This window comes from Streptomyces fungicidicus, assembly GCF_003665435.1.
Classification (GTDB): domain Bacteria; phylum Actinomycetota; class Actinomycetes; order Streptomycetales; family Streptomycetaceae; genus Streptomyces; species Streptomyces fungicidicus.
The window spans coordinates 1,916,484-1,933,534 of the sequence record NZ_CP023407.1; the positions used below are offsets into that span (position 1 = coordinate 1,916,484).

Below are 17,051 nucleotides of genomic sequence, written 5' to 3' on the forward strand. Positions count from 1 at the left end.
GGGGACGGCCTCAGTCGTAGTGCCGCGCCTCGAAGACGTTGCCGTCCGGGTCGCGGAAGTAGAAGCTGCGCCGGGCCGGTCCCCGCGCGCCGAACGAGTCGTGCGAGATCTCGGACACCGGCACGGAGCCCTCCTCCAGCCGGCCGCGCAGCGCGTCGAAGTCCCCCGACGGCAGCGACAGACACACGTGGTTGACGGGATGACCCGAGCTCTCCGCGGCCCCGGGGAGCATGCCCATCCGCTCGGCCTTGGCCCGCGGCATCAGGTCGAGGATCGTCTCCTCGTTGACCCGCACCGAGGGGAAGGGCGCCTCGCCGGCGGAGTAGTCGGTGAGCCTGACGGGCTCCAGTCCGACGGCCTTCTCGTAGAAGCCGGCGGCGGCGATGGGGTCGTTCACCCACAGCACGATGTGGTCGAGGCGTGTCGTGTGCTCCGTCATGGCCACAGCCTCCGTGACGCCCATGAGTGCGCGCAAGGGGTTTGGCCCGGTGCGCCGCCCGCCAGAGATGAGGGAGAACCGGCAGACAGGAGGCAGTCGCGTGGTGCTCATGGTGTCCGAAGAGGTACGGGAGGCGCTCGCCGCGAACCGGCCGGTGGTGGCCCTGGAGTCCACGATCATCGCCCATGGGCTGCCCCGGCCGCGCAATCTCGAGGTGGCGCTGGAGCTGGAGGCGGCCGTGCGGCGGGAGGGCGCGGTGCCGGCGACGATCGCCGTGCTGGACGGGCGGCCTCGGGTCGGTCTGGACGAGAAGCAGCTGGAGCGGATCGCGAGCGGGGACGGCATACGCAAGCTGGGTCACCGTGATCTGCCGCTCGCGGTGGCCACGGAGGCGGACGGGGCGACCACGGTGTCGGCCACCGCCCTGCTGGCGGCGCTCGCGGGTGTGCGGGTGTTCGCCACCGGCGGGCTCGGCGGGGTGCACCGGGAGTGGACGGTGACCCAGGACGAGTCGGCCGACCTCGGTCTGCTGGCGCGGACGCGGATCACGGTGGTGTGCGCGGGGGTGAAGTCGATCCTGGACGTGCCGGCGACCCTGCAGCGGCTGGAGACGCTGGGGGTGGCTGTCGCCGGGTACGGCACGGACCGCTTCCCCGGCTTCTACCTGTCCGACTCGGGCCATCCCGTGGACTGGCGGCTGGACACCCCGGGGCAGGTCGCGGAGGTCATGCGGGCGCAGGACGCGCTGCGCGGGCCCGGCTCGGCGCTGATCGTGGCCAACCCGGTCGCCGAGGAGGAGCAGCTGGATCCCGTGCTGCACGCGCGGGTGCTCGACGAGGCGCTGCGCGCCTGCCGGGCGGAGGGCGTCACCGGCCAGGCGGTCACCCCGTTCCTGCTGGGCCATCTCGTCCGCGGCACCGACGGCGCCTCGCTCGCCGCGAACCTGGCGGCGGTCCGGGGCAACGTACGCCTGGCGGCACGCGTCGCGGCGGCCTGGGCCGACGGAAGGTGACGGGGGCCGTGGGCAGCGGTGCGCTGCTGGTCGCCGGCGATGTGATCACCGATGTGGTGGCCCGGCACCGGGGGCCGCTCGCCCCGGGTACGGACACGGCGGCGTCGATCCGCACGGTGCCGGGCGGCGCGGGCGCCAACGTGGCCTGCTGGGCGGCGTACCGCGGCACCGCCGAGGTGCGGCTGCTCGGGCGGGTGGGCGCGGACGCGGCGGCCTGGCACGAGCGGGAGCTCGCCGCCCGCGGGGTCCGTCCCCTGCTGGTCGTGGACGGGCGGGCGCCGACGGGCACGGTGATCTGCCTGGTCGACGGGGACGCGGCGGCCGAGCGGACCTTCCTCACCGACAGCGGCGCGTCGCTGCGGCTCGAACCGGCCGACTGGTCGGACGCGTTGCTGGACGGGGTGGCGCGGCTGCACCTGTCGGGCTATCTGCTGTTCGCCGAACCGAGCCGGGAGTTCGTCGCGGTGGCGTCGAAGGCGGCGCGGGCCCGCGGGGTGCCGGTGAGTCTGGATCCGGCGTCGGCGGGGTTCCTCGCCCGGCTGGGCGCCGACCGGTTCCTGTCGCTGGTCGACGGCGTGGACGTGCTGCTGCCCAGCCGTGACGAGGCCTGCCTGCTCACGGGGCTGCCCGACGTGGCGGACGCCGCGGCGCGGCTGAGCCGGCACGTCCCGCTGGTGGTGGCCAAGCAGGGCGCCGAGGGCGCGCTGCTCGCCCGGTCCGGGGAGGTGTACGCACGCGTCCCGGCCGAGCCGGTGACGCCCCGGGACACCACGGGCGCGGGCGACGCCTTCACGGGCGCCTTCATCGCGGCCCTGCTCGCGGGCGCCGGCCCGGAACAGGCGGCTCGCGAGGGCTGCCGGGCGGGCGCGCGGGCGGTGGAACTGACGGGGGGCCGGCCGCCCTGACCCGCCCGGCGGACGGGCCGGGCCCCCTGGCGCGGGTCAGTCGGCGGACGTCCTGGCGTAGACGCTCTCCGCCCAAGCGGCGATCTGGTCCTCCGGCAGGTGCTGGGCGAGATCGGCCTCGCTGATCATGCCGACGAGGCGCTTGTCCTCGATGACGGGCAGCCGGCGGATGCGGTGGGTCTGCATCTCGTTGAGGACGTCGCCGATGTCGGCGTCCGCCTCGATCCAGCGCGGGGTGCCCTTGGCCATCTCGCCCGCGGTGACCCTGGCCGGGTCGTGGCCCTTGGCGACGCAGCCGACGACGATGTCGCGGTCGGTGAGAATGCCGCACAGCCGCTCGTTCTCGTCGCTGATGGGCAGCGCGCCGACATTCAGATCGCGCATCAACTGGGCCGCGCGGTCGAGGGTTTCGTGCGCGGGGATCCACTGGGCGCCGCGGTGCATGATGTCTCCGGCGGTGGTCATGGAGTACCTCCCGGTCCCGGACGGCCGGCGCGGCGCGGGGCGCGCCGCAGAGTCCCGGCGCCCTTCATTCTCGTTGTGCCGTCCCCGGAGGGCACCCGGAGAGCGGATGTCAGCCGCGCCAGGCCGGATGCCGGGGATCGTCGGCCCGTACGAGCACGTCGGCCGTGCCGGCGGGGTCGGTCTCCCGCTCGTAGCGCTCGAAGGCGGGGAGGGTCCAGTGGTCGGCGTCGGGGGTGCGGCGGCGCAGGGCACCCGGCGAGAGCAGCACGTGGACGCTCAGGTCGAACGGGAACCAGTGGCGAAGGAGGAGGGGACCGTGCACCAGCAGAACCCCACCGGGCGGCAGCGGCACATAGGGGCTGCGCGTGGCCCGGTCCGTGACGGGATCCCACAGGTCGGGCAGGACCCGTCCGCTCCCGCCGGGTTCGAGGGGGCCGAACACCTCGCGCCAGAGGGCGCCGGTGTCGTACCAGCCGCTGTAGTAGGACTCCACGTCCTGATGCCCGTACTCGAGCCGGACCGAGGCGGGACGCAGGAAGCCCTCGGCGCCCACGGCCAGGGAGGGCCGGCCGCGTATCCGCAGCGCCTCGGCGATCCGCCCGGCGAGGTCTCCGGGGCGGGCGGCCGGCGCTCCGTCGAGGGCGACCCGCGGCCAGGGGCCGCCGTCGGCCGTCTTCAGCTCCAGCATGCGCTCGGCGAGGAGGTCGCCGAGCCGGTCCCAGGTGATCGGTTCGAGTCGCACACGGCCATGATGCGCCGTCCGGACGCTCACGCATGCGTCCGCGCTCCTCGGCCATGGCCCGGCGGATCCGGCCCGGATGTACTGGTGAGGACGGCCGGGGTGAGGCCCCCGGCCCACGACTGGGGGCGAACAGCATGATCGACGGACCGCTTTTCGTACTGGTGATCCTGGGCGTGCTCGGGACAGGTTTGACGGCCGGGGTGTTCGTCGCCTTCTCGACGTTCGTGATGAGGGCGCTCGCTGACCTGCCGCCGGCGCAGGGGGTGGCCGCGATGCAGGCGGTCAACGTGGCCGCCGTGCGTCCGGCGTTCATGCTGCTGTTCCTGGGCTCGGCGGTGCTGTCCGCGGTGATCACGGTGGTGACCTTCGTGCTGTGGCCGGACGAGGGGACGGCGGAACTGCTCGTAGGGGGTGCGCTGTTCCTGGCGGGGTCGTTCGGGCTGACGGCCGTCGCGAACGTACCGCGCAACGAGACCCTGGCCCGCCTGCAGCCGGGCGGCGCGGAGGCCGCCGCGTACTGGCCGGTCTACGTGCGCGAGTGGACGAGGTGGAACCACGTGCGGGCACTGGCCTCGACGGGAGCGGCGGTGTCCTACCTCCTGGCCCTGATCTGACGGCCGCGGCCCCTGCGGGCGCGTCCGAGCGGACGTATCGTGGCCGGAGGACCGAGGCACGGCCCGTCACCCGCGCACGCAAGGAAGACGGTCATGGCCGACCCCAAGGGTTTCCTGACCACACCCCGCCGGGAGTGGCCCCGTCGGCCCGTCGAGGAACGGGTCCGCGACTGGGACGAGGTCCACGTCCCCGGTGCGCTGCTGCCCCTCATCGGTCCGCAGGCCGACCGCTGCATGGACTGCGGTGTGCCGTTCTGCCACGAGGCCTGCCCGCTGGGCAATCTGATCCCCGACTGGAACGACCTGGTCTCCCGGGCGGACTGGCGGGCGGCGGCGGAACGGCTGCACGCCACCAACAACTTCCCGGAGTTCACGGGCAGGTTGTGTCCTGCGCCGTGCGAGGCCGGCTGTGTGCTCGCCATCAACCAGCCGGCGGTCACCATAAAGAACGTCGAGTGCGCCATCGCCGACCGGGCCTGGGAGGAGGGTTTCGCCCCGCCGGCCCCGCCGGACCGGCTCTCCGGCCGGACGGTCGCGGTCATCGGCTCGGGCCCGACGGGACTGGCCGCGGCCCAGCAGCTGACGCGGGCGGGTCACACGGTCGCGGTGTACGAGCGGGACGACCGCCTCGGCGGACTGATGCGGTACGGCATCCCGGCGTTCAAGATGGAGAAGCACCATCTGGAGCGGCGGGTGGAGCAGATGAGGTCCGAGGGGACGAAGTTCCGTACGTCGACGACGGTCGGGCGGGACGTGGACGCGGCGGAGCTGCGGTCGCGCTACGACGCGCTGGTGATCGCCACGGGCGCGACGGCGTGGCGGGAACTCACCGTGCCGGGACGGGAACTCGAGGGCATTCACCAGGCGATGGAGTACCTGCCGCTGGCGAACCGGGTGTGCGAGGGGGACCTGGAGTCGTCGCCGCTGTCGGCGGCGGGCCGGCACGTCGTGATCGTCGGCGGGGGTGACACGGGGGCGGACTGCCTGGGCACGGCGGTACGGGAAGGGGCCGCGTCCGTCACCCAGCTCGACATCTACCGGCGGCCGGGGGCGGAGCGCGACGAGGAGGCCGAGCCGTGGCCGACGTATCCGAAGCTGTACCGGTTGTCGCCGGCGCACGAGGAGGCCCGCGACCTGCGGACGGCTCCTTCGGCGGACGCGGAGGGGGACGCGCGGGTGTTCGCGGCGTCCACGCTGCGGTTCGTGGGTGACGGGGGTGGGCGGGTGCGGGCGCTGCACCTGGTCGAGGTGGATGCCGGCCGCCGGCCCGTGCCGGGCACCGAGCGGACGCTGCCGGCCGATCTCGTGCTGCTCGCGCTCGGGTTCTCCGGACCGGATCAGGAGGACGGGCTGATCGCCCAGCTGGGGGTGGGGCTGGAGCCCCGGGGGACGATCGCGCGGGACGCGGGGTTCGGCACGGAGGTGCGGGGGGTCTTCGCCGCGGGGGACGCGGCGCGCGGGCAGTCGCTGATCGTGTGGGCGATCGCCGAGGGGCGGGCGGTCGCGGCGGCGGTGGACCAGTACCTGACGGGGGTGCCGAGCCGGCTTCCGGCGCCGGTGGGGCCGTACGACCGTCCGATGACCGTGTGAGCACACGTGCCCGTGGGGGCGGGTGGCTTTGCGGTCCCGGGGTGACGTGTGCCGGGTGCGGGCCCGCGACCCAGCGCCGCACCGGTACCCGGCGTGGGTGTGGGCCGGGCGGGGTGTGCGCAGCCCGGCGCCAACGGGGTGCCGTCGCGCCCACCCGTGCCGCCCCAGCGGCACGACTGCCCGCGGAGTGCGAGGGCTGGCGGCCGGCGGCACGACTGCCCGCGGAGTGCGGGGGCCGGCGGCATGGTTGCCGCGGAGGGTGGAGGTGTGGATGGGCTCGGGGAGCGGAGGGGGCGAGTGCTCGCGGGGTGCGGCAGATGGAGCGGATGGCCGCCGTCGGCGCGGAGGGGGCGGGGCGGGGGTGGCCGCCCGCAGTGGCTGGCGCGTCCGCGCCCCGAGGTATTCCAGCGGGCACAGTCGCGCCAGTCCGAGGACGGCCACCCCCGACCCGGCCCCGACCCACCCACCCACCGTGGGGCGGCGGCGGAGTGGTGCCGGAACGCAGGGCCCTGACGGACCCCACCACCCCGCCGCCTGGTCTACGGCTTGCGGGCCACCGCGCCGTAGCCCGGAATGACGCCGTCGTCCTGCCCCGGCACCGGTTCACCCAGCTCCGGGTGCCACTGCTGCGGAACCTGGACGCCGGGCTCGACCAGCTCCAGCCCGTCGAAGAAGCGCGCGAACTCCTCACGGGAGCGGAGCGCCAGAGTGACGCCCGCCGCCTTGAGCTTGTCCGTGGCCGCCTTCGACTCCTCCGGAGTGAAGTCGGCCGTCGCGTGGCTGACGACCAGATAGCTCCCGGAGGGCAGCGCGTCCAGCAGCCGCCCGACCAACTCGTGCGCCCCGTCCTCGTCGGAGACGAAGTGCAACAGCGCGATCAGCGACAGCGCCACCGGCTCCCCGAAGTCGAGGACCTTCCGCGCCCCCTCCAGGATCACGTCCGGCTCACGCACATCGGCCTGGAGGTACTCGGTCACCCCCTCGTCCGTGCCGCGCAGCAGCGCCGCCGCGTGGGCCAGCACGATGGGGTCGTTGTCGCAGTACACGACACGGGCGTCGGCCGTGATCCGCTGAGCCACCTGGTGCAGGTTGGGCTCGGTGGGGATACCGGTGCCGACGTCCAGGAACTGGCGCACCCCCTGCCCGGCCAGCCACCGCGTGGCCCGCTGCATGAACGCGCGGTTCACCCGCGCCATCACCGGCACCCGCGGGTCGAGGGTCAGCATCTGCCGGCCCATGGCCTCGTCGACCGGGTAGTTGTCCTTGCCTCCGAGATACCAGTCGTACATCCGCGCGGGATGCGGCCTGCTCGTGTCGATCTGCACGGGGTTCTGCCCGGTCATGACGGACTCCGTAATTCTCTGCAACTGTTAGTGATCAATTCAGTGCCAAGCCGAAATGGAAAACAAACAAGGTGGAGCGAGCAACAGACCTCAGGACAGCAGGAAATCCGCCTCCCCCGCCTTCGCTCCTTCGATGAAGGCCGTCATCTCGGCCGAGGTGTAGATCAGTGCCGGCCCGTCCGGATCAGTGGACTGACGCACCGCGATCCGGCCGTCGTCGAGCTTCATCGCCTCCAGGCAGTTCCCTCCGTTGCCACCGCTCCACGGCTTGTGCCAGCCCTCGCTGCCCAGCTCCCGCGCGGGCATTCCGTTGTAGATCCGCCCGGTGCGCACCCGCCGCGAGGACAGGGACTTCTGGGGCTTGGTGAGTTCCATTCACAACTCCTTGCGGAGATCCCGGAGGATCTCCTTCGTGCGATGTGCCGTAGCGGCCTGCGCCGCCATGCGGTCCATGACCTCGAGGTGGGTCGACACCTCGGCACGCGCGTCCAGGTAGACGGCGCCGGTCAGGTACTCGCTGTAGACCATGTCCGGAAGTTCGGGCATGGCGAATCGGAACAGCACGAACGGCCCGTACGTGCCGGGGTGCGGCCCCCCGGCGAACGTCGCGATCTGCAGCGTCACATTGGGCAGTTTCGTGGCCTCGAGCAACTTGTCGATCTGGGCACGCATCACCTCCGGGCCGCCGACCGGGCGGCGCAGCACGGTCTCGTCCATGACGACCCACATGCGGGGCGCGTCCTCACGGGTGAGCAGGTCCTGCCGCTGCATGCGCAGGGCGACGTGGCGCTCTATGTCCTCGGGCTGGGTCTGCCCTATCGCACCGGAGCGCAGCACGCCGCGCGCGTAGTCCTCGGTCTGGAGCAGTCCGGGGACGAAGTGGGGTTCGTAGCTGCGGATGAGGGAGGCGGCGCCCTCCAGGCTGACGTACATGGAGAACCAGCCGGGCAGGATGTCGTGGAAGCGCTGCCACCATCCGGGGCGGTTGGCGTCCTCCGCCAGCTGCACGAAGGCGTCGGCCTCGTCGTCGGAAACGCCGTACGCCTTGAGCAGCATCTGGAGGTACGGGATCTTGAGCGCGACCTCGGCCATCTCCATGCGGCGGACGGTCGCGGGTGCGACACGGAGGATGCGGGCCGCTTCCTCACGCTTGAGCCCCGCGCGTTCCCGCAGGTCCAGCAGGCGCCGGCCGAGGACGACCTGTCCGACCGTCGGCGCGGACCGGGGTTCGCTCACACTCCACCTCCCTCGAACAAATCCTGACAGCCCGGCGGCGCCATTCGAAGATCCTTTCGAAGATCCTTCACGCTCGAACTGATATTCGAACGGATCTCCGGCGATCCCAACTGGCGCCGCGCGAAGTGCTGTTGCGAGCAGTGTGCCATGACCGTCCAGACCGTCATACCGCACTCTGCATTTTTCATAGTGACACTTGCCAAGTGTTCACGGCGGGGCGATAGTGGCAAGCGTGATTCCGTCCGCGCCCTTAGGAACAGACGCCGCCGCAGGTTCCGTCAGCCTCGGCGCCGCCTCGGCATCCGACCTCCCGAGGTCCGTCGCCGAGCGCCGGTTCCGCTTCGAGCTGGCCGCTCATCCGGGTTCCCCCGCCCAGGCGAGACGCCTGACACGGGCGAGGCTGACCGGCTGGTCGGTGTGCGCGGACACCTGCGACACGGCGGCCCTGGTCGTCTCCGAACTGGTCACCAACGCCATCGTGCACACCGCGAGCAGCCGCATAGTCTGCGAGCTGCACGACGGTGGTGAGCTGGTGCGCATCGCCGTGGGCGACGAGGGCTGCGCACCGGACCAGCCGCGGGCCAACACCCGGCAGCAGCCGGAGGACGAACACGGCAGGGGACTTCTCCTCGTCGACTCCCTGTGTCACTCCTGGGGCGCCCACGAGAACGGCACCGGCCTCCTGGTCTGGGCCGACCTCCCCCGCACGGCGGACGCCCCCGCCGAACCCGCGAAACCAGCACAAACCGCCGAACCCGCGGAGCCCACCGGCGACCTCGGCTGGGGCGCCCGTCCGAAGCCCGGCCCGCCCGGCACCCCGGACGACAGCGACCCCGACGAGCCCGAGCAGTCGCACCGCACCAGGGCGGCCGCCCCCGGGCACCGGCACCACCCGGTCCCCGCGGGCCGGCGCGCCCCCCGCACCTGGGGCCGGGCGTGACGGCCCTGTCCGGCACCCGCGTGCTGAGCCTGGACTCGCTGGTGCGGATCCAGCGCGGCCGGAGCACCCCCGGCACCCCCCGGCGGCTGCCCGTCCCGGAGGGGATGACCGCGCCCATGGGCTGTGACGCGGTCGCGGCGCCCGCCCGCCTCGGCCCGCTGGTGCTGCCGAGACTGCCCCGCGTGGGCTGCGTGTACGCCGACGACGCGCACTGGTGGTGGCTGGTCCCGTCCGATTCCGACTACGCCCTGGAGTGGCCCGCCCCCGCGCACTACGCGACCGGCGCGGTCCTCCCCGGCCCGTCGGACGCCTCCGGCGCCCCGGGCCTTCCCGGACTGATCCACCGCCCCGACGGCACGCTGCCCTACACGCCGCCGATCCCGCTCTACCTCACCCTGTGCCGGCTGACCGGCACCACGCCCACCTGGTCGCGCCCGGTCACCGCCTGAACACCCCCGGGCGCTCGGCCCGGCCCGGCGACACCCGGCGGTACCCGGAGCTCCCTGGTCACGCCGTCGCGTCACCCCCGCCGCCGTCGCCGCGGACGATCACCAGGAACATGTCGGTCGCGAGGTCCATGACGACCTCAGCGGGCAGGCCCTCCAGGCGTCGCGCGTGCGCGAACTCCTCCGCCGGCCAGGAACCGCGCGGCCCACCCGCGGGAAAGCGTTCGAGCACCGTTCGCCCGTTCACCCTGCCACCTCCATGTTGCGTTGTACTCGTAAGAGTTAAACGCCAACCATGGGGCGAACGCCCTGCTCAGTGACGGTACTGAGACGTAGTTGACACCCGTTCACCGCCAAGTGTGATCCGGGCCTCGGCTCTACGGAGCAATCCGTCACCTTGTGTGTCAGTCGTCGTACTCGTCGTGATAGCGGACGCGGTCGCTTCCCGCGGGCGCCCCGAGAGCCGACGCGCGCCCCCTGGGTTCCTCCCACTCCTCCTGCCGGCCGAGGGCGGTGAGGTCCAGCAGGCTGGTCGTCGAGCCGAGCCCGTCGAGACCGCGCTCGTACGTCGAGTACGTGTGGAAGACCCGGTCGCCGTCGCGCAGGAAGCAGCTCAGGCCGGGCCGCTCGGTGAGCTCCCCCTCGTCTGCGACGGTCACCTCGAAGTCCGCGTTGAACTCGGAGAGGTACGACGAGTACCAGGGCAGCGTCCAGCCCATCCGCGCCTTGAACGGCAGGATCTTCGTGTACGGCGCCCGGGAGACGGCCGCGAACGTGGTGCCCCGTGCCCTCAGGTGGGCGAGGTGACCGATCTGGTCCAGGAACCCGGAGCAGCTGCGGCATCCGGCGTCCCATTCGGGGGCGAACATGAAGTGGTACACGACGAGCTGGCGCCGCCCCTCGAAGAGGTCGGCCAGCGTGACCTTGCCGTCCCCGCCCTCGAAGACGTACTCCCGGTCGACGGCGACCATGGGCAGCCGGCGCCGCTCGGCGTTGAGCGCGTCCCGCGCGCGGGTGGCGGCCTTCTCCTTGACCAGCAGTTCCTGGCGCGCCGCGCGCCATTCGGCGCGTGAGGCGACTTCCGGAAGCGACATGATTCCTCCTGTGCGACGAATCCCGTTGCCAGGAATGACCGGCGGTCGCACCGGAACTCATCGCCGCGCCGCGAAAAACTCTTCAGCAGACGACGCGGTCGTGGCCCGGGGGAAGCCGCACCGCGACGCCCCCACGGGTCCGCACCCGGTCCGCGAGCTCCGCCAGCCGTTCGACGTGCCGGGGGTCGGGACCGCCGGTGTCGTCGAGGTGGACGGCGCAGGCGGTGGTGGTGTCGACGAGGAGTTCGAGGGTGGCGGCGATGTCGTCGGTGCCGTCGGCGTGCCGGGAGAGCGACGGGAGTTCGGCGGAGGCGAGGGCGATGGCGGCGCGGGCCTCGGCGAGGGTGCGGTAGGCCTCACGGCGCAGCGCCCAGCGGGCCCGGCGGTCGCCGGACCCGCCCAGTACGTGGTCGAGGTAGGCCTGCGCGGCGCCGCCGGCCTCGGTGAGCCGGGCGCGGATGGCGTCGCCGCCGCGCTGTCCGGGCAGCGGGAGATGGCCGGCGACCAGGACGACGGCGCAGGCCAGCAGGGTCTCGCCGATGCGTCCCAGGGAGGCCTGGGGTTCGCCGCCGGCCATCACCAGGGCCAGCACGAGCACGGTGACGACGGCGGTCTGCGCGGCGAAGTGCCGGGTGGCGACGGGGATCAGCGCCCCGCTGACCGCGACGAGGGCGACGAGGCCTTCCGGCCGGGGCAGCACGGCCGCCAGCCCGGCGAACAGGAGCGCCCCGAGCACGGTCCCGGCGGCCCGGGACAGCACCCGGGAGGCCAGCGGACCGAGGTCGGGTTTGACGAGGAAGACGGCGGTGGCGGGAAGCCAGTACCAGTGGGTGTGCTGCCCGTACCAGTGGGTGTGGTGCAGGGCCTGGGCGAGGCCGGCGCTCGCCCCGAAGCAGAGCGCGACCCGCGTTCCGTACTCCCGGCCGCGGGCGCCGAGGACGGTGCGCAGCCGGGCGGCGCGGGACCGCTTGCGGGCGTGCAGGCCGCCGCCGTCGGCCCGGTCGAAGGCCTCGGCGGCGTGCAGCAGTGCGTCGTCGAGGGCGCGCAGTGCGGGGACGGTCCGGGAGGGGGCGGGCAGCGGGCCGGTCGGGGCGGCGCCGCGTACGGCGGTGGCGAGGCGCCGGGGTCCTTCGGAGGCGCGGGCCGGCACGGGCTCCCCGGCCCAGGCCAGCGCGGTGGCCGCCTCGGCGAGCGGCAGGGCGGCGGCGTACTGGGCGTGCAGCCGGCGTTCGGCCGCGGTGGAGGGGTGCGGCCGCAGCCGGGGCCCGGCGAGGGCGTCCTGCGCCTGGTCGAGGGCGGCGGTGAGGGCGGCCCGGCGTGCGGTGGCCGTCTCCGAGCCGGTCGCTTCGAGCAGCGCGGCGACGGCGTCGTACACCCCGGCGACGGCGTCCCGCTCGCCGTCGAACCGGAAGTTCCCGGCGAGCGAGCCGGGCGTGGGCAGCGCGAGGCGCAGCAGGAGCAGCCATCCGGCGCCGGCGAGGAAGGCGGACGCCCGCAGCCAGCCGGGCTCGGGCAGCGGCATCCCCGCCCCGACGGCGGCCCCGACCAGCAGCTGTGTCCCGACGGCGGACCCGACCGGCCCGAGCGCGCTGACCGCCCCGGCGGCCAGGCCGAGCAGGGTGAGCAGCAGGGTGAGCAGGACGGCCGGCAGATGGTCACCGGCGTACGTGCCGACGACCAGCCCCGCCGCCCCGGCGAGCGCGGGCCCGCCGATCCGTCCGACGGAGGCCCGCCGGCTGCCGGGCCGGTCGTTGATCCCGGCGAACATGGCGCCGATGGCGGCGACCACGCCGAGCGTGGGCCGCCCGGCGAGGACGGCGGCGAGCAGCAGCGGCCCGCCGCCCAGCGCACCGCGCGTGACCGCGCTCCACGGCACCGGTCCCCGCTGGGCGCGCAGGGCGTGGGCCAGCCACGGGGGTACGGCACGGGTCACGGGGCTCCAGTCGTCGCGTCAGGGCGGAGGGTGCTCGCGGGCGACGATGACCGGGCGGAACGAAACGCGCCTCCCACGGTAATCGCTCCCGTGGAAACGAAGCGAACGCTCCCGTTTCCACGAGATGACAATGCGGACCGCGCGCCACGTCAGCGGCGCGAGACCTCGTACCGTCCTACGCTCCGTGTGGACACGGCTGTCGCCTCGACCTTCCGGGTGGGCGACCCTGCGGTCATCCCTGGTCTCCATCAAGGTGAACGGGCCAGCCGACCCCGCGTATTCCGACGCCCGGTCGCCGGACCGCCGGGGCGCGGCGGGCACGGACGCTCCAACCCCCGTCTCTCGTAACGCCGTTGTCACGTGTTCCACGGGTTCGGGGAGGCCGGTCCGCCCGAGGTGCGCACGGAGTGCGCCGGGAGGACGATGGAGAAGTGTGGAGATGCCCGGAAAGTGGTCAACACCGGGGTGTGAGCAGGATGGTTGACGGTGGGACAAGGGGGCGTGGGGCCGGGGAACGGGCGGCGGACGACCCTTGTGGCGCCCGCCGTCACGACCGGCCCCGCCACCGGGCCCGTATCCCGGGATTCGCGCGTGAGGGAGCGGAGATCGGGCTGGGCGACGCCGTCACCCGGTTGACCACGGCCGTGGGGGTCCGGCCCTGCGGCGGCTGCGGCCGCAGGGCCGAGGCGCTGAACCGGTGGATGACGATCGGCGGCCGGGACCGCTGAGGCGCCTCCGGGGCGCGTAGACGATCAGGACGGCCGGAGTCCGGGCCCGCCGTGGCCGGAGGGCCCGGCAGAGCATGGGTGAGGAGTGACCGATGGACCCCGAGACCACCGACGTCGTCACGGACGTGAGCCCTCCGGCGGAGACCGGGGTGCGGCCGGCGTCCGCTCCCAGCCCCGAGGACCCGCGTCCCGCGCCCGGTGAGCCCGCCGTCACCCAGGCCTCCTGCGGATGCGGAGGCGGCACAGCCGCCTCCGACGAGGCCGGCCGGGCGTCCGGCGGCGACACCGACGCGGGCTACGTCTACGTCCTGGGCCGGGTCCACGCAGTCTTCCCCGACCTCTCCGTACAGCACGAGTTCTTCCAGGCGGCGAGCGCCTCAGGCACCGCCGACGCCACCGACGCGGACGCGCTCCACCGCGTCCTGTCCGACCCGGAGAACCACTACATCGCGCGGCAGATGTGCTACGTCCTCTCCGTGCAGGGGGTCGACACCTACATCCTGGAGCCCGCCGACCCGGCCGGTCTGGACGACCTCGTGGACGCCCTGCGCCCGGTCACCGGCCGGCGCGACCTCGCCGTGGCCGTCGGCCGTCTCGGGCCGGTCGCGCCGCCGGGCACCTGCCAGGGGCTCTCCGTCCCGCTGGTCCGCGTCGAGAAGATCTGGGCCTTCGACAGCAAGGAGCTGATCCGAGCGGTCGACCGTCCCGACGACACCTCCCGCAAGGAGTTCGAGAGGACCGCCGGAGCCCTGCTCGACCGGCTGCTCCAGCTCGGCGACAACGCGGGCACCGAACCGGCCGACCGGGCGCTCAACTACCTGGCGGTCAGGGACCAGGAGATCTACCGGAAGACCCACGAGCGGTACGCCGAGGGCTACACGCTCTCCGCGGTGGAGGCCGGGCCCTCCCGGCTCAGCTCCGGATCGCACATCGTCATCACGGTCGTCTTCTCCTACACCCACCGCAGGACCAACGTCACCGAGCAGTGGTCCGCCCGGGTCGGTCTGGCGGGGCTCTTCCCCTTCCGGGTGACCGCGCTCCAGCCCTACTACGCCCGGTGAACCACGAGAGACACGAGAGAGAGGAAGAGGCGAACGGACATGCGTATCCCCGGATTCGCCGTCGAACCGGCGGCTCGCGGAGTGAAACCCGGTGATCTGTTCCTCCCCCAGCAGTTCACCTGCGAGGAGGAACTGGCCCCGGTCTGCCGCCACAAGTGCCAGGGCTCCCACAACTTCCCCGTGTGCGTGCGGAAGTGCGTGAAGGAGTTCTGCTCGGAGAAGTGGTGACCGCGGGATGAGCTACCTCCGGGCCGCACGCGCCCGGAGGAGCGGCACCACCCGACGCCCCGGCGGCCCTCGCCCCGTCCGGCGGGGCCGCGGGGGCGGTGACCGGCCCCACCCGTACCCCGGCCGCAGACGGGAGGGCACCCGTGGACCCCTTGGACCTGATCCGCCTCACGCCGCTCAGGGCGCGCACCTCCGGCCGGTCCTCGGTCGTCGTCGGCCTGATCGACGGCCGTGTCGCCCCGGACCACCCCGCCTTCGGGGGCCGCCCGGTGCGGGAACTCGGGCCGGCAGCCCGTGCGGGAACCTGCCACCGTGCCGACGTCTGCTGTGCGCACGGCACCGCCGTCGCCGCGGTCATCGCCGGGGCCGAAGGCGTCTGCCCCGGCTGCACCCTGGTGTCCCGGCCCCTCTTCACGGACCGGCCGGCCGGCGGCGGACCCGCGACCTGCCTCCTGGGCGTGCGGACGGCAGAGCTTGCCGAGGCCATCACGGAGACCGTCGACGCGGGCGTCCACGTCCTGAACCTCAGCATGGCCCAGCCCGCGCCCTCCGGTGCCCGCGACCCCGCTCTGGAGGCCGCCCTCGACCATGCCGCCGACCGGGGCGTGATCCTCGTGGCCGCCGCGGGGAACCAGGGGCGGCTCGGCTCCTCCGTCCTCACCGGACACCCCTGGGTCGTCCCGGTGACCGCGTACGACCGCGCCGGGCGCCCCATGCCCCAGTCCAACCTGGGCGCGTCCATCGGCCGCCATGGAGTCGGCGCCCCCGGCGAGCGCGTCGTGGCGCCGGGACCCGGCGGGCGGCCCCTCGTCCTGAACGGCACGAGCGCCGCCGCGCCGTTCGTCACGGGTGCGGCCGCCCTGCTGTGTTCGGCGTTCCCGGCGGCCGCCCCGGCGGCCGTACGGCACGCGGTCACCCACGGACCCGGCCCGCGGCACTCGGTCGTTCCGCCGCTGCTGGACGCGTGGGCCGCCTATACGACGCTCCGCGACCGTTCCTGAGCGGTGTGCGTTCCGCACTCCCGGCCGCGGGCGCGGGGGGCGGGGTCCGGAACCCGGTGGTCTCAGGAGCCCAGTGGCTCCAGGTCGTTGAAGTGGAGGGGGTGCAGGATCACGGGCTCGTCCGAGAGCCAGTCGTCCTCCACGACGTAGTAGCCCTTGGCGCGGCTGCGCCCCTGCGCCCATTCCGTGAGGCTGCGCAGGGCCGCCGCCCCGTCCGAGAAGCTGCGCCAGGCGGTGCGGCCGGCGCCGAGGCCGTACAGGGCCGCGTGCGCCCCGTCCTTGATCCGGTCCTTGGCGTGGTAGGAGAACCCCGAGGCGTGCCCGGTGTCGAAGTCGGTGACCCGAACACCGTTGAGAGCCGTCCGGTTGCGGATCCGTGCGAAGGTGCCCGCCAGTTCACGGGCGTAGTAAAGGATCAGCGCGATGTCCTCGGCGGTGTGGCCGGCGCGGGTCGCCAGGCCGGGGTGGTAGGCGATCTCCAGCCGCTCGTGTTCGCGCGCCACGAAGAAGTGCTGGACGACCGGATTCCGCTGCCGGAGGACCGGAAACTGCACTTGGTGCGGAGGGTAGAGGAACTGCACGTCCTCGATGTACAGGGTCGCCGGCTCGCCCGACGCGAGCTCCACCCGCGCCAGGTATCGCCGGTGCGCCGTCAGGAATCCCGGAATCACATTGCTCATTTCGCGCCCCCCTATTCTCTGGTGTGGTTGTACTTGAGCACCGCGGCCCTGCTCCCCTTCGCCACGACCAGGACCTCGTATGCGTCGGCGCCGGACACGAAGACGAATCGCCAAGCGGCTTCGCTCACTTCGTAATCCTGTTCGCGGATCTCCAGCGGCTCGTCCTCCGGAAGATCGAATTCCTCGATCAGTTCCCGACGAGCGAGATCCACCAGATCGGAGCGCTTCAGCCTGACTTCCTCCTTCGGCTTCTTCTCGCTCCGCGCGTCCTGCGCCGGCGGAAGCCCGCGGTCGCCGGGGTCCGGCGCCGCGCCGGTCCCAGCGGCGTCGGCGTCCCGCTTCCTGCGCCACCAGGACTTCGCGTCCCGCAGCGACCGCCAGGTCAGCAGCGCGGCCGCCGCGGTACCGGCGCCCTCCGCCGCGAGGTGCAGCCCGTCGTGCAATGCGGAAGAGTCGTCGCCGGTTTCACCGTCCGGTACGTCAAGGCCCGCGACATGACCCCCTCGAACAAAATCGAGCACAACTGGATCGACTTCGCTCAGCATTTGTCTCAGTCTTTCCGACCCCATGACGCCACCCCCCGCGTTCCGGAAC

Annotated in this window: 20 protein-coding genes; 9 read left to right on the top strand and 11 right to left on the bottom strand. The window is 73.4% G+C overall.

Annotated elements, in window-relative coordinates:
• Nucleotides 1–10: 10 nt before the first annotated feature.
• Complete coding sequence (locus CNQ36_RS08670) at nucleotides 11–439, bottom strand: VOC family protein (RefSeq protein ID WP_040907473.1); 429 nt, start codon at nucleotides 437–439, stop codon at nucleotides 11–13.
• 100 nt (nucleotides 440–539) lie between these two features.
• On the opposite strand from CNQ36_RS08670, the gene CNQ36_RS08675 reads away from it, so the two are divergent.
• Together CNQ36_RS08675 and CNQ36_RS08680 are read left to right on the top strand one after the other, a co-directional pair.
• Entirely contained in the window at nucleotides 540–1,451 is a 912-nt protein-coding gene (locus tag CNQ36_RS08675; RefSeq protein ID WP_206278442.1) for a pseudouridine-5'-phosphate glycosidase, read from the top strand.
• Entirely contained in the window at nucleotides 1,433–2,356 is a 924-nt protein-coding gene (locus CNQ36_RS08680) for a carbohydrate kinase family protein (RefSeq protein WP_121548402.1), read from the top strand. The genes CNQ36_RS08675 and CNQ36_RS08680 overlap by 19 nt, the downstream gene beginning before the upstream one ends.
• A 36-nt stretch (nucleotides 2,357–2,392) precedes the next feature.
• Here the strand turns inward: CNQ36_RS08680 and CNQ36_RS08685 are convergent, their stop codons facing one another.
• Nucleotides 2,393–2,821 (bottom strand): CBS domain-containing protein, encoded by a 429-nt coding sequence (locus tag CNQ36_RS08685; protein WP_004932621.1) that lies wholly within the window; start codon nucleotides 2,819–2,821, stop codon nucleotides 2,393–2,395.
• A gap of 109 nt (nucleotides 2,822–2,930) precedes the next feature.
• Entirely contained in the window at nucleotides 2,931–3,563 is a 633-nt protein-coding gene (locus CNQ36_RS08690) for a nucleoside/nucleotide kinase family protein (protein WP_004932618.1), read from the bottom strand.
• 134 nt (nucleotides 3,564–3,697) lie between these two features.
• Between CNQ36_RS08690 and CNQ36_RS08695 the strand changes: the two genes are divergently transcribed.
• A complete protein-coding gene (locus tag CNQ36_RS08695; RefSeq protein WP_004932615.1) occupies nucleotides 3,698–4,177 on the top strand; it encodes an anthrone oxygenase family protein in 480 nt (159 codons plus the stop codon).
• Nucleotides 4,178–4,270: 93 nt separating this feature from the next.
• The gene (locus tag CNQ36_RS08700) at nucleotides 4,271–5,767 is read left to right on the top strand and encodes a glutamate synthase subunit beta (protein WP_121545557.1); all 1,497 of its coding nucleotides are present in this window, start codon (nucleotides 4,271–4,273) and stop codon (nucleotides 5,765–5,767) included.
• A 539-nt stretch (nucleotides 5,768–6,306) separates the two neighbouring features.
• Here CNQ36_RS08700 and CNQ36_RS08710 read toward each other — a convergent pair.
• The 3 genes from CNQ36_RS08710 to CNQ36_RS08720 all read right to left on the bottom strand — a co-directional run bounded on the left by CNQ36_RS08710 (nucleotide 6,307) and on the right by CNQ36_RS08720 (nucleotide 8,346).
• Complete coding sequence (locus tag CNQ36_RS08710) at nucleotides 6,307–7,110, bottom strand: SAM-dependent methyltransferase (protein ID WP_121545558.1); 804 nt, start codon at nucleotides 7,108–7,110, stop codon at nucleotides 6,307–6,309.
• Between the two features lie 90 nt (nucleotides 7,111–7,200).
• Complete coding sequence (locus tag CNQ36_RS08715) at nucleotides 7,201–7,485, bottom strand: DUF397 domain-containing protein (protein ID WP_004932607.1); 285 nt, start codon at nucleotides 7,483–7,485, stop codon at nucleotides 7,201–7,203.
• The gene (locus CNQ36_RS08720) at nucleotides 7,486–8,346 is read right to left on the bottom strand and encodes a helix-turn-helix domain-containing protein (protein ID WP_004932604.1); all 861 of its coding nucleotides are present in this window, start codon (nucleotides 8,344–8,346) and stop codon (nucleotides 7,486–7,488) included.
• Between the two features lie 223 nt (nucleotides 8,347–8,569).
• Here CNQ36_RS08720 and CNQ36_RS08725 point away from each other — a divergent pair, with 223 nt between their 5' ends.
• Both CNQ36_RS08725 and CNQ36_RS08730 read left to right on the top strand, forming a co-directional pair.
• A complete protein-coding gene (locus tag CNQ36_RS08725) occupies nucleotides 8,570–9,286 on the top strand; it encodes an ATP-binding protein (RefSeq protein WP_228312933.1) in 717 nt (238 codons plus the stop codon).
• Entirely contained in the window at nucleotides 9,283–9,735 is a 453-nt protein-coding gene (locus CNQ36_RS08730; RefSeq protein ID WP_121545560.1) for a hypothetical protein, read from the top strand. The genes CNQ36_RS08725 and CNQ36_RS08730 overlap by 4 nt, the downstream gene beginning before the upstream one ends.
• 58 nt (nucleotides 9,736–9,793) lie before the next feature.
• Here CNQ36_RS08730 and CNQ36_RS08735 read toward each other — a convergent pair whose 3' ends face one another.
• The 3 genes from CNQ36_RS08735 to CNQ36_RS08745 form a co-directional block, all read right to left on the bottom strand.
• Nucleotides 9,794–9,979 carry a hypothetical protein gene (locus tag CNQ36_RS08735; protein WP_073937149.1) on the bottom strand — a complete coding sequence of 62 codons (186 nt, stop codon included), beginning with the start codon at nucleotides 9,977–9,979 and terminating at the stop codon, nucleotides 9,794–9,796.
• A gap of 157 nt (nucleotides 9,980–10,136) precedes the next feature.
• The gene (locus tag CNQ36_RS08740) at nucleotides 10,137–10,826 is read right to left on the bottom strand and encodes a DUF899 domain-containing protein (protein ID WP_121545561.1); all 690 of its coding nucleotides are present in this window, start codon (nucleotides 10,824–10,826) and stop codon (nucleotides 10,137–10,139) included.
• A gap of 82 nt (nucleotides 10,827–10,908) precedes the next feature.
• Nucleotides 10,909–12,759, bottom strand: a complete 1,851-nt coding sequence (locus CNQ36_RS08745; protein WP_121545562.1) for an FUSC family protein — start codon at nucleotides 12,757–12,759, stop codon at nucleotides 10,909–10,911.
• An 820-nt stretch (nucleotides 12,760–13,579) separates the two neighbouring features.
• Between CNQ36_RS08745 and CNQ36_RS08760 the strand changes: the two genes are divergently transcribed.
• The 3 genes from CNQ36_RS08760 (at nucleotide 13,580) to CNQ36_RS08770 (ending at nucleotide 15,777) form a co-directional block, all read left to right on the top strand.
• On the top strand, nucleotides 13,580–14,548 hold the full coding sequence (locus CNQ36_RS08760) for a cyanobactin maturation protease PatG family protein (protein ID WP_121545564.1): 969 nt from the start codon (nucleotides 13,580–13,582) through the stop codon (nucleotides 14,546–14,548).
• Between the two features lie 39 nt (nucleotides 14,549–14,587).
• Nucleotides 14,588–14,776, top strand: a complete 189-nt coding sequence (locus CNQ36_RS08765) for a hypothetical protein (RefSeq protein WP_121545565.1) — start codon at nucleotides 14,588–14,590, stop codon at nucleotides 14,774–14,776.
• Between the two features lie 143 nt (nucleotides 14,777–14,919).
• Nucleotides 14,920–15,777, top strand: coding sequence for a S8 family serine peptidase (locus CNQ36_RS08770; RefSeq protein ID WP_121545566.1), 858 nt, complete (start codon nucleotides 14,920–14,922; stop codon nucleotides 15,775–15,777).
• A 62-nt stretch (nucleotides 15,778–15,839) separates the two neighbouring features.
• Here the strand turns inward: CNQ36_RS08770 and CNQ36_RS08775 are convergent, their stop codons facing one another.
• Entirely contained in the window at nucleotides 15,840–16,457 is a 618-nt protein-coding gene (locus CNQ36_RS08775) for a hypothetical protein (RefSeq protein ID WP_163013220.1), read from the bottom strand.
• 11 nt (nucleotides 16,458–16,468) lie between these two features.
• Nucleotides 16,469–17,002 carry a hypothetical protein gene (locus CNQ36_RS08780; protein WP_163013221.1) on the bottom strand — a complete coding sequence of 178 codons (534 nt, stop codon included), beginning with the start codon at nucleotides 17,000–17,002 and terminating at the stop codon, nucleotides 16,469–16,471.
• Nucleotides 17,003–17,051: the final 49 nt, after the last annotated feature.

Excerpts from the sequence above, each read along its gene's own strand:
- CNQ36_RS08670 (WP_040907473.1), bottom strand. The coding sequence starts at position 439 with ATGACGGAGCACACGACACGCCTCGACCACATCGTGCTGTGGGTGAAC.
- CNQ36_RS08685 (WP_004932621.1), bottom strand. The coding sequence starts at position 2,821 with ATGACCACCGCCGGAGACATCATGCACCGCGGCGCCCAGTGGATCCCC.
- CNQ36_RS08695 (WP_004932615.1), top strand. The coding sequence starts at position 3,698 with ATGATCGACGGACCGCTTTTCGTACTGGTGATCCTGGGCGTGCTCGGG.
- CNQ36_RS08700 (WP_121545557.1), top strand. The coding sequence starts at position 4,271 with ATGGCCGACCCCAAGGGTTTCCTGACCACACCCCGCCGGGAGTGGCCC.
- CNQ36_RS08710 (WP_121545558.1), bottom strand. The coding sequence starts at position 7,110 with ATGACCGGGCAGAACCCCGTGCAGATCGACACGAGCAGGCCGCATCCC.
- CNQ36_RS08715 (WP_004932607.1), bottom strand. The coding sequence starts at position 7,485 with ATGGAACTCACCAAGCCCCAGAAGTCCCTGTCCTCGCGGCGGGTGCGC.
- CNQ36_RS08740 (WP_121545561.1), bottom strand. The coding sequence starts at position 10,826 with ATGTCGCTTCCGGAAGTCGCCTCACGCGCCGAATGGCGCGCGGCGCGC.
- CNQ36_RS08760 (WP_121545564.1), top strand. The coding sequence starts at position 13,580 with ATGGACCCCGAGACCACCGACGTCGTCACGGACGTGAGCCCTCCGGCG.
- CNQ36_RS08765 (WP_121545565.1), top strand. The coding sequence starts at position 14,588 with ATGCGTATCCCCGGATTCGCCGTCGAACCGGCGGCTCGCGGAGTGAAA.
- CNQ36_RS08775 (WP_163013220.1), bottom strand. The coding sequence starts at position 16,457 with ATGAGCAATGTGATTCCGGGATTCCTGACGGCGCACCGGCGATACCTG.
- CNQ36_RS08780 (WP_163013221.1), bottom strand. The coding sequence starts at position 17,002 with ATGCTGAGCGAAGTCGATCCAGTTGTGCTCGATTTTGTTCGAGGGGGT.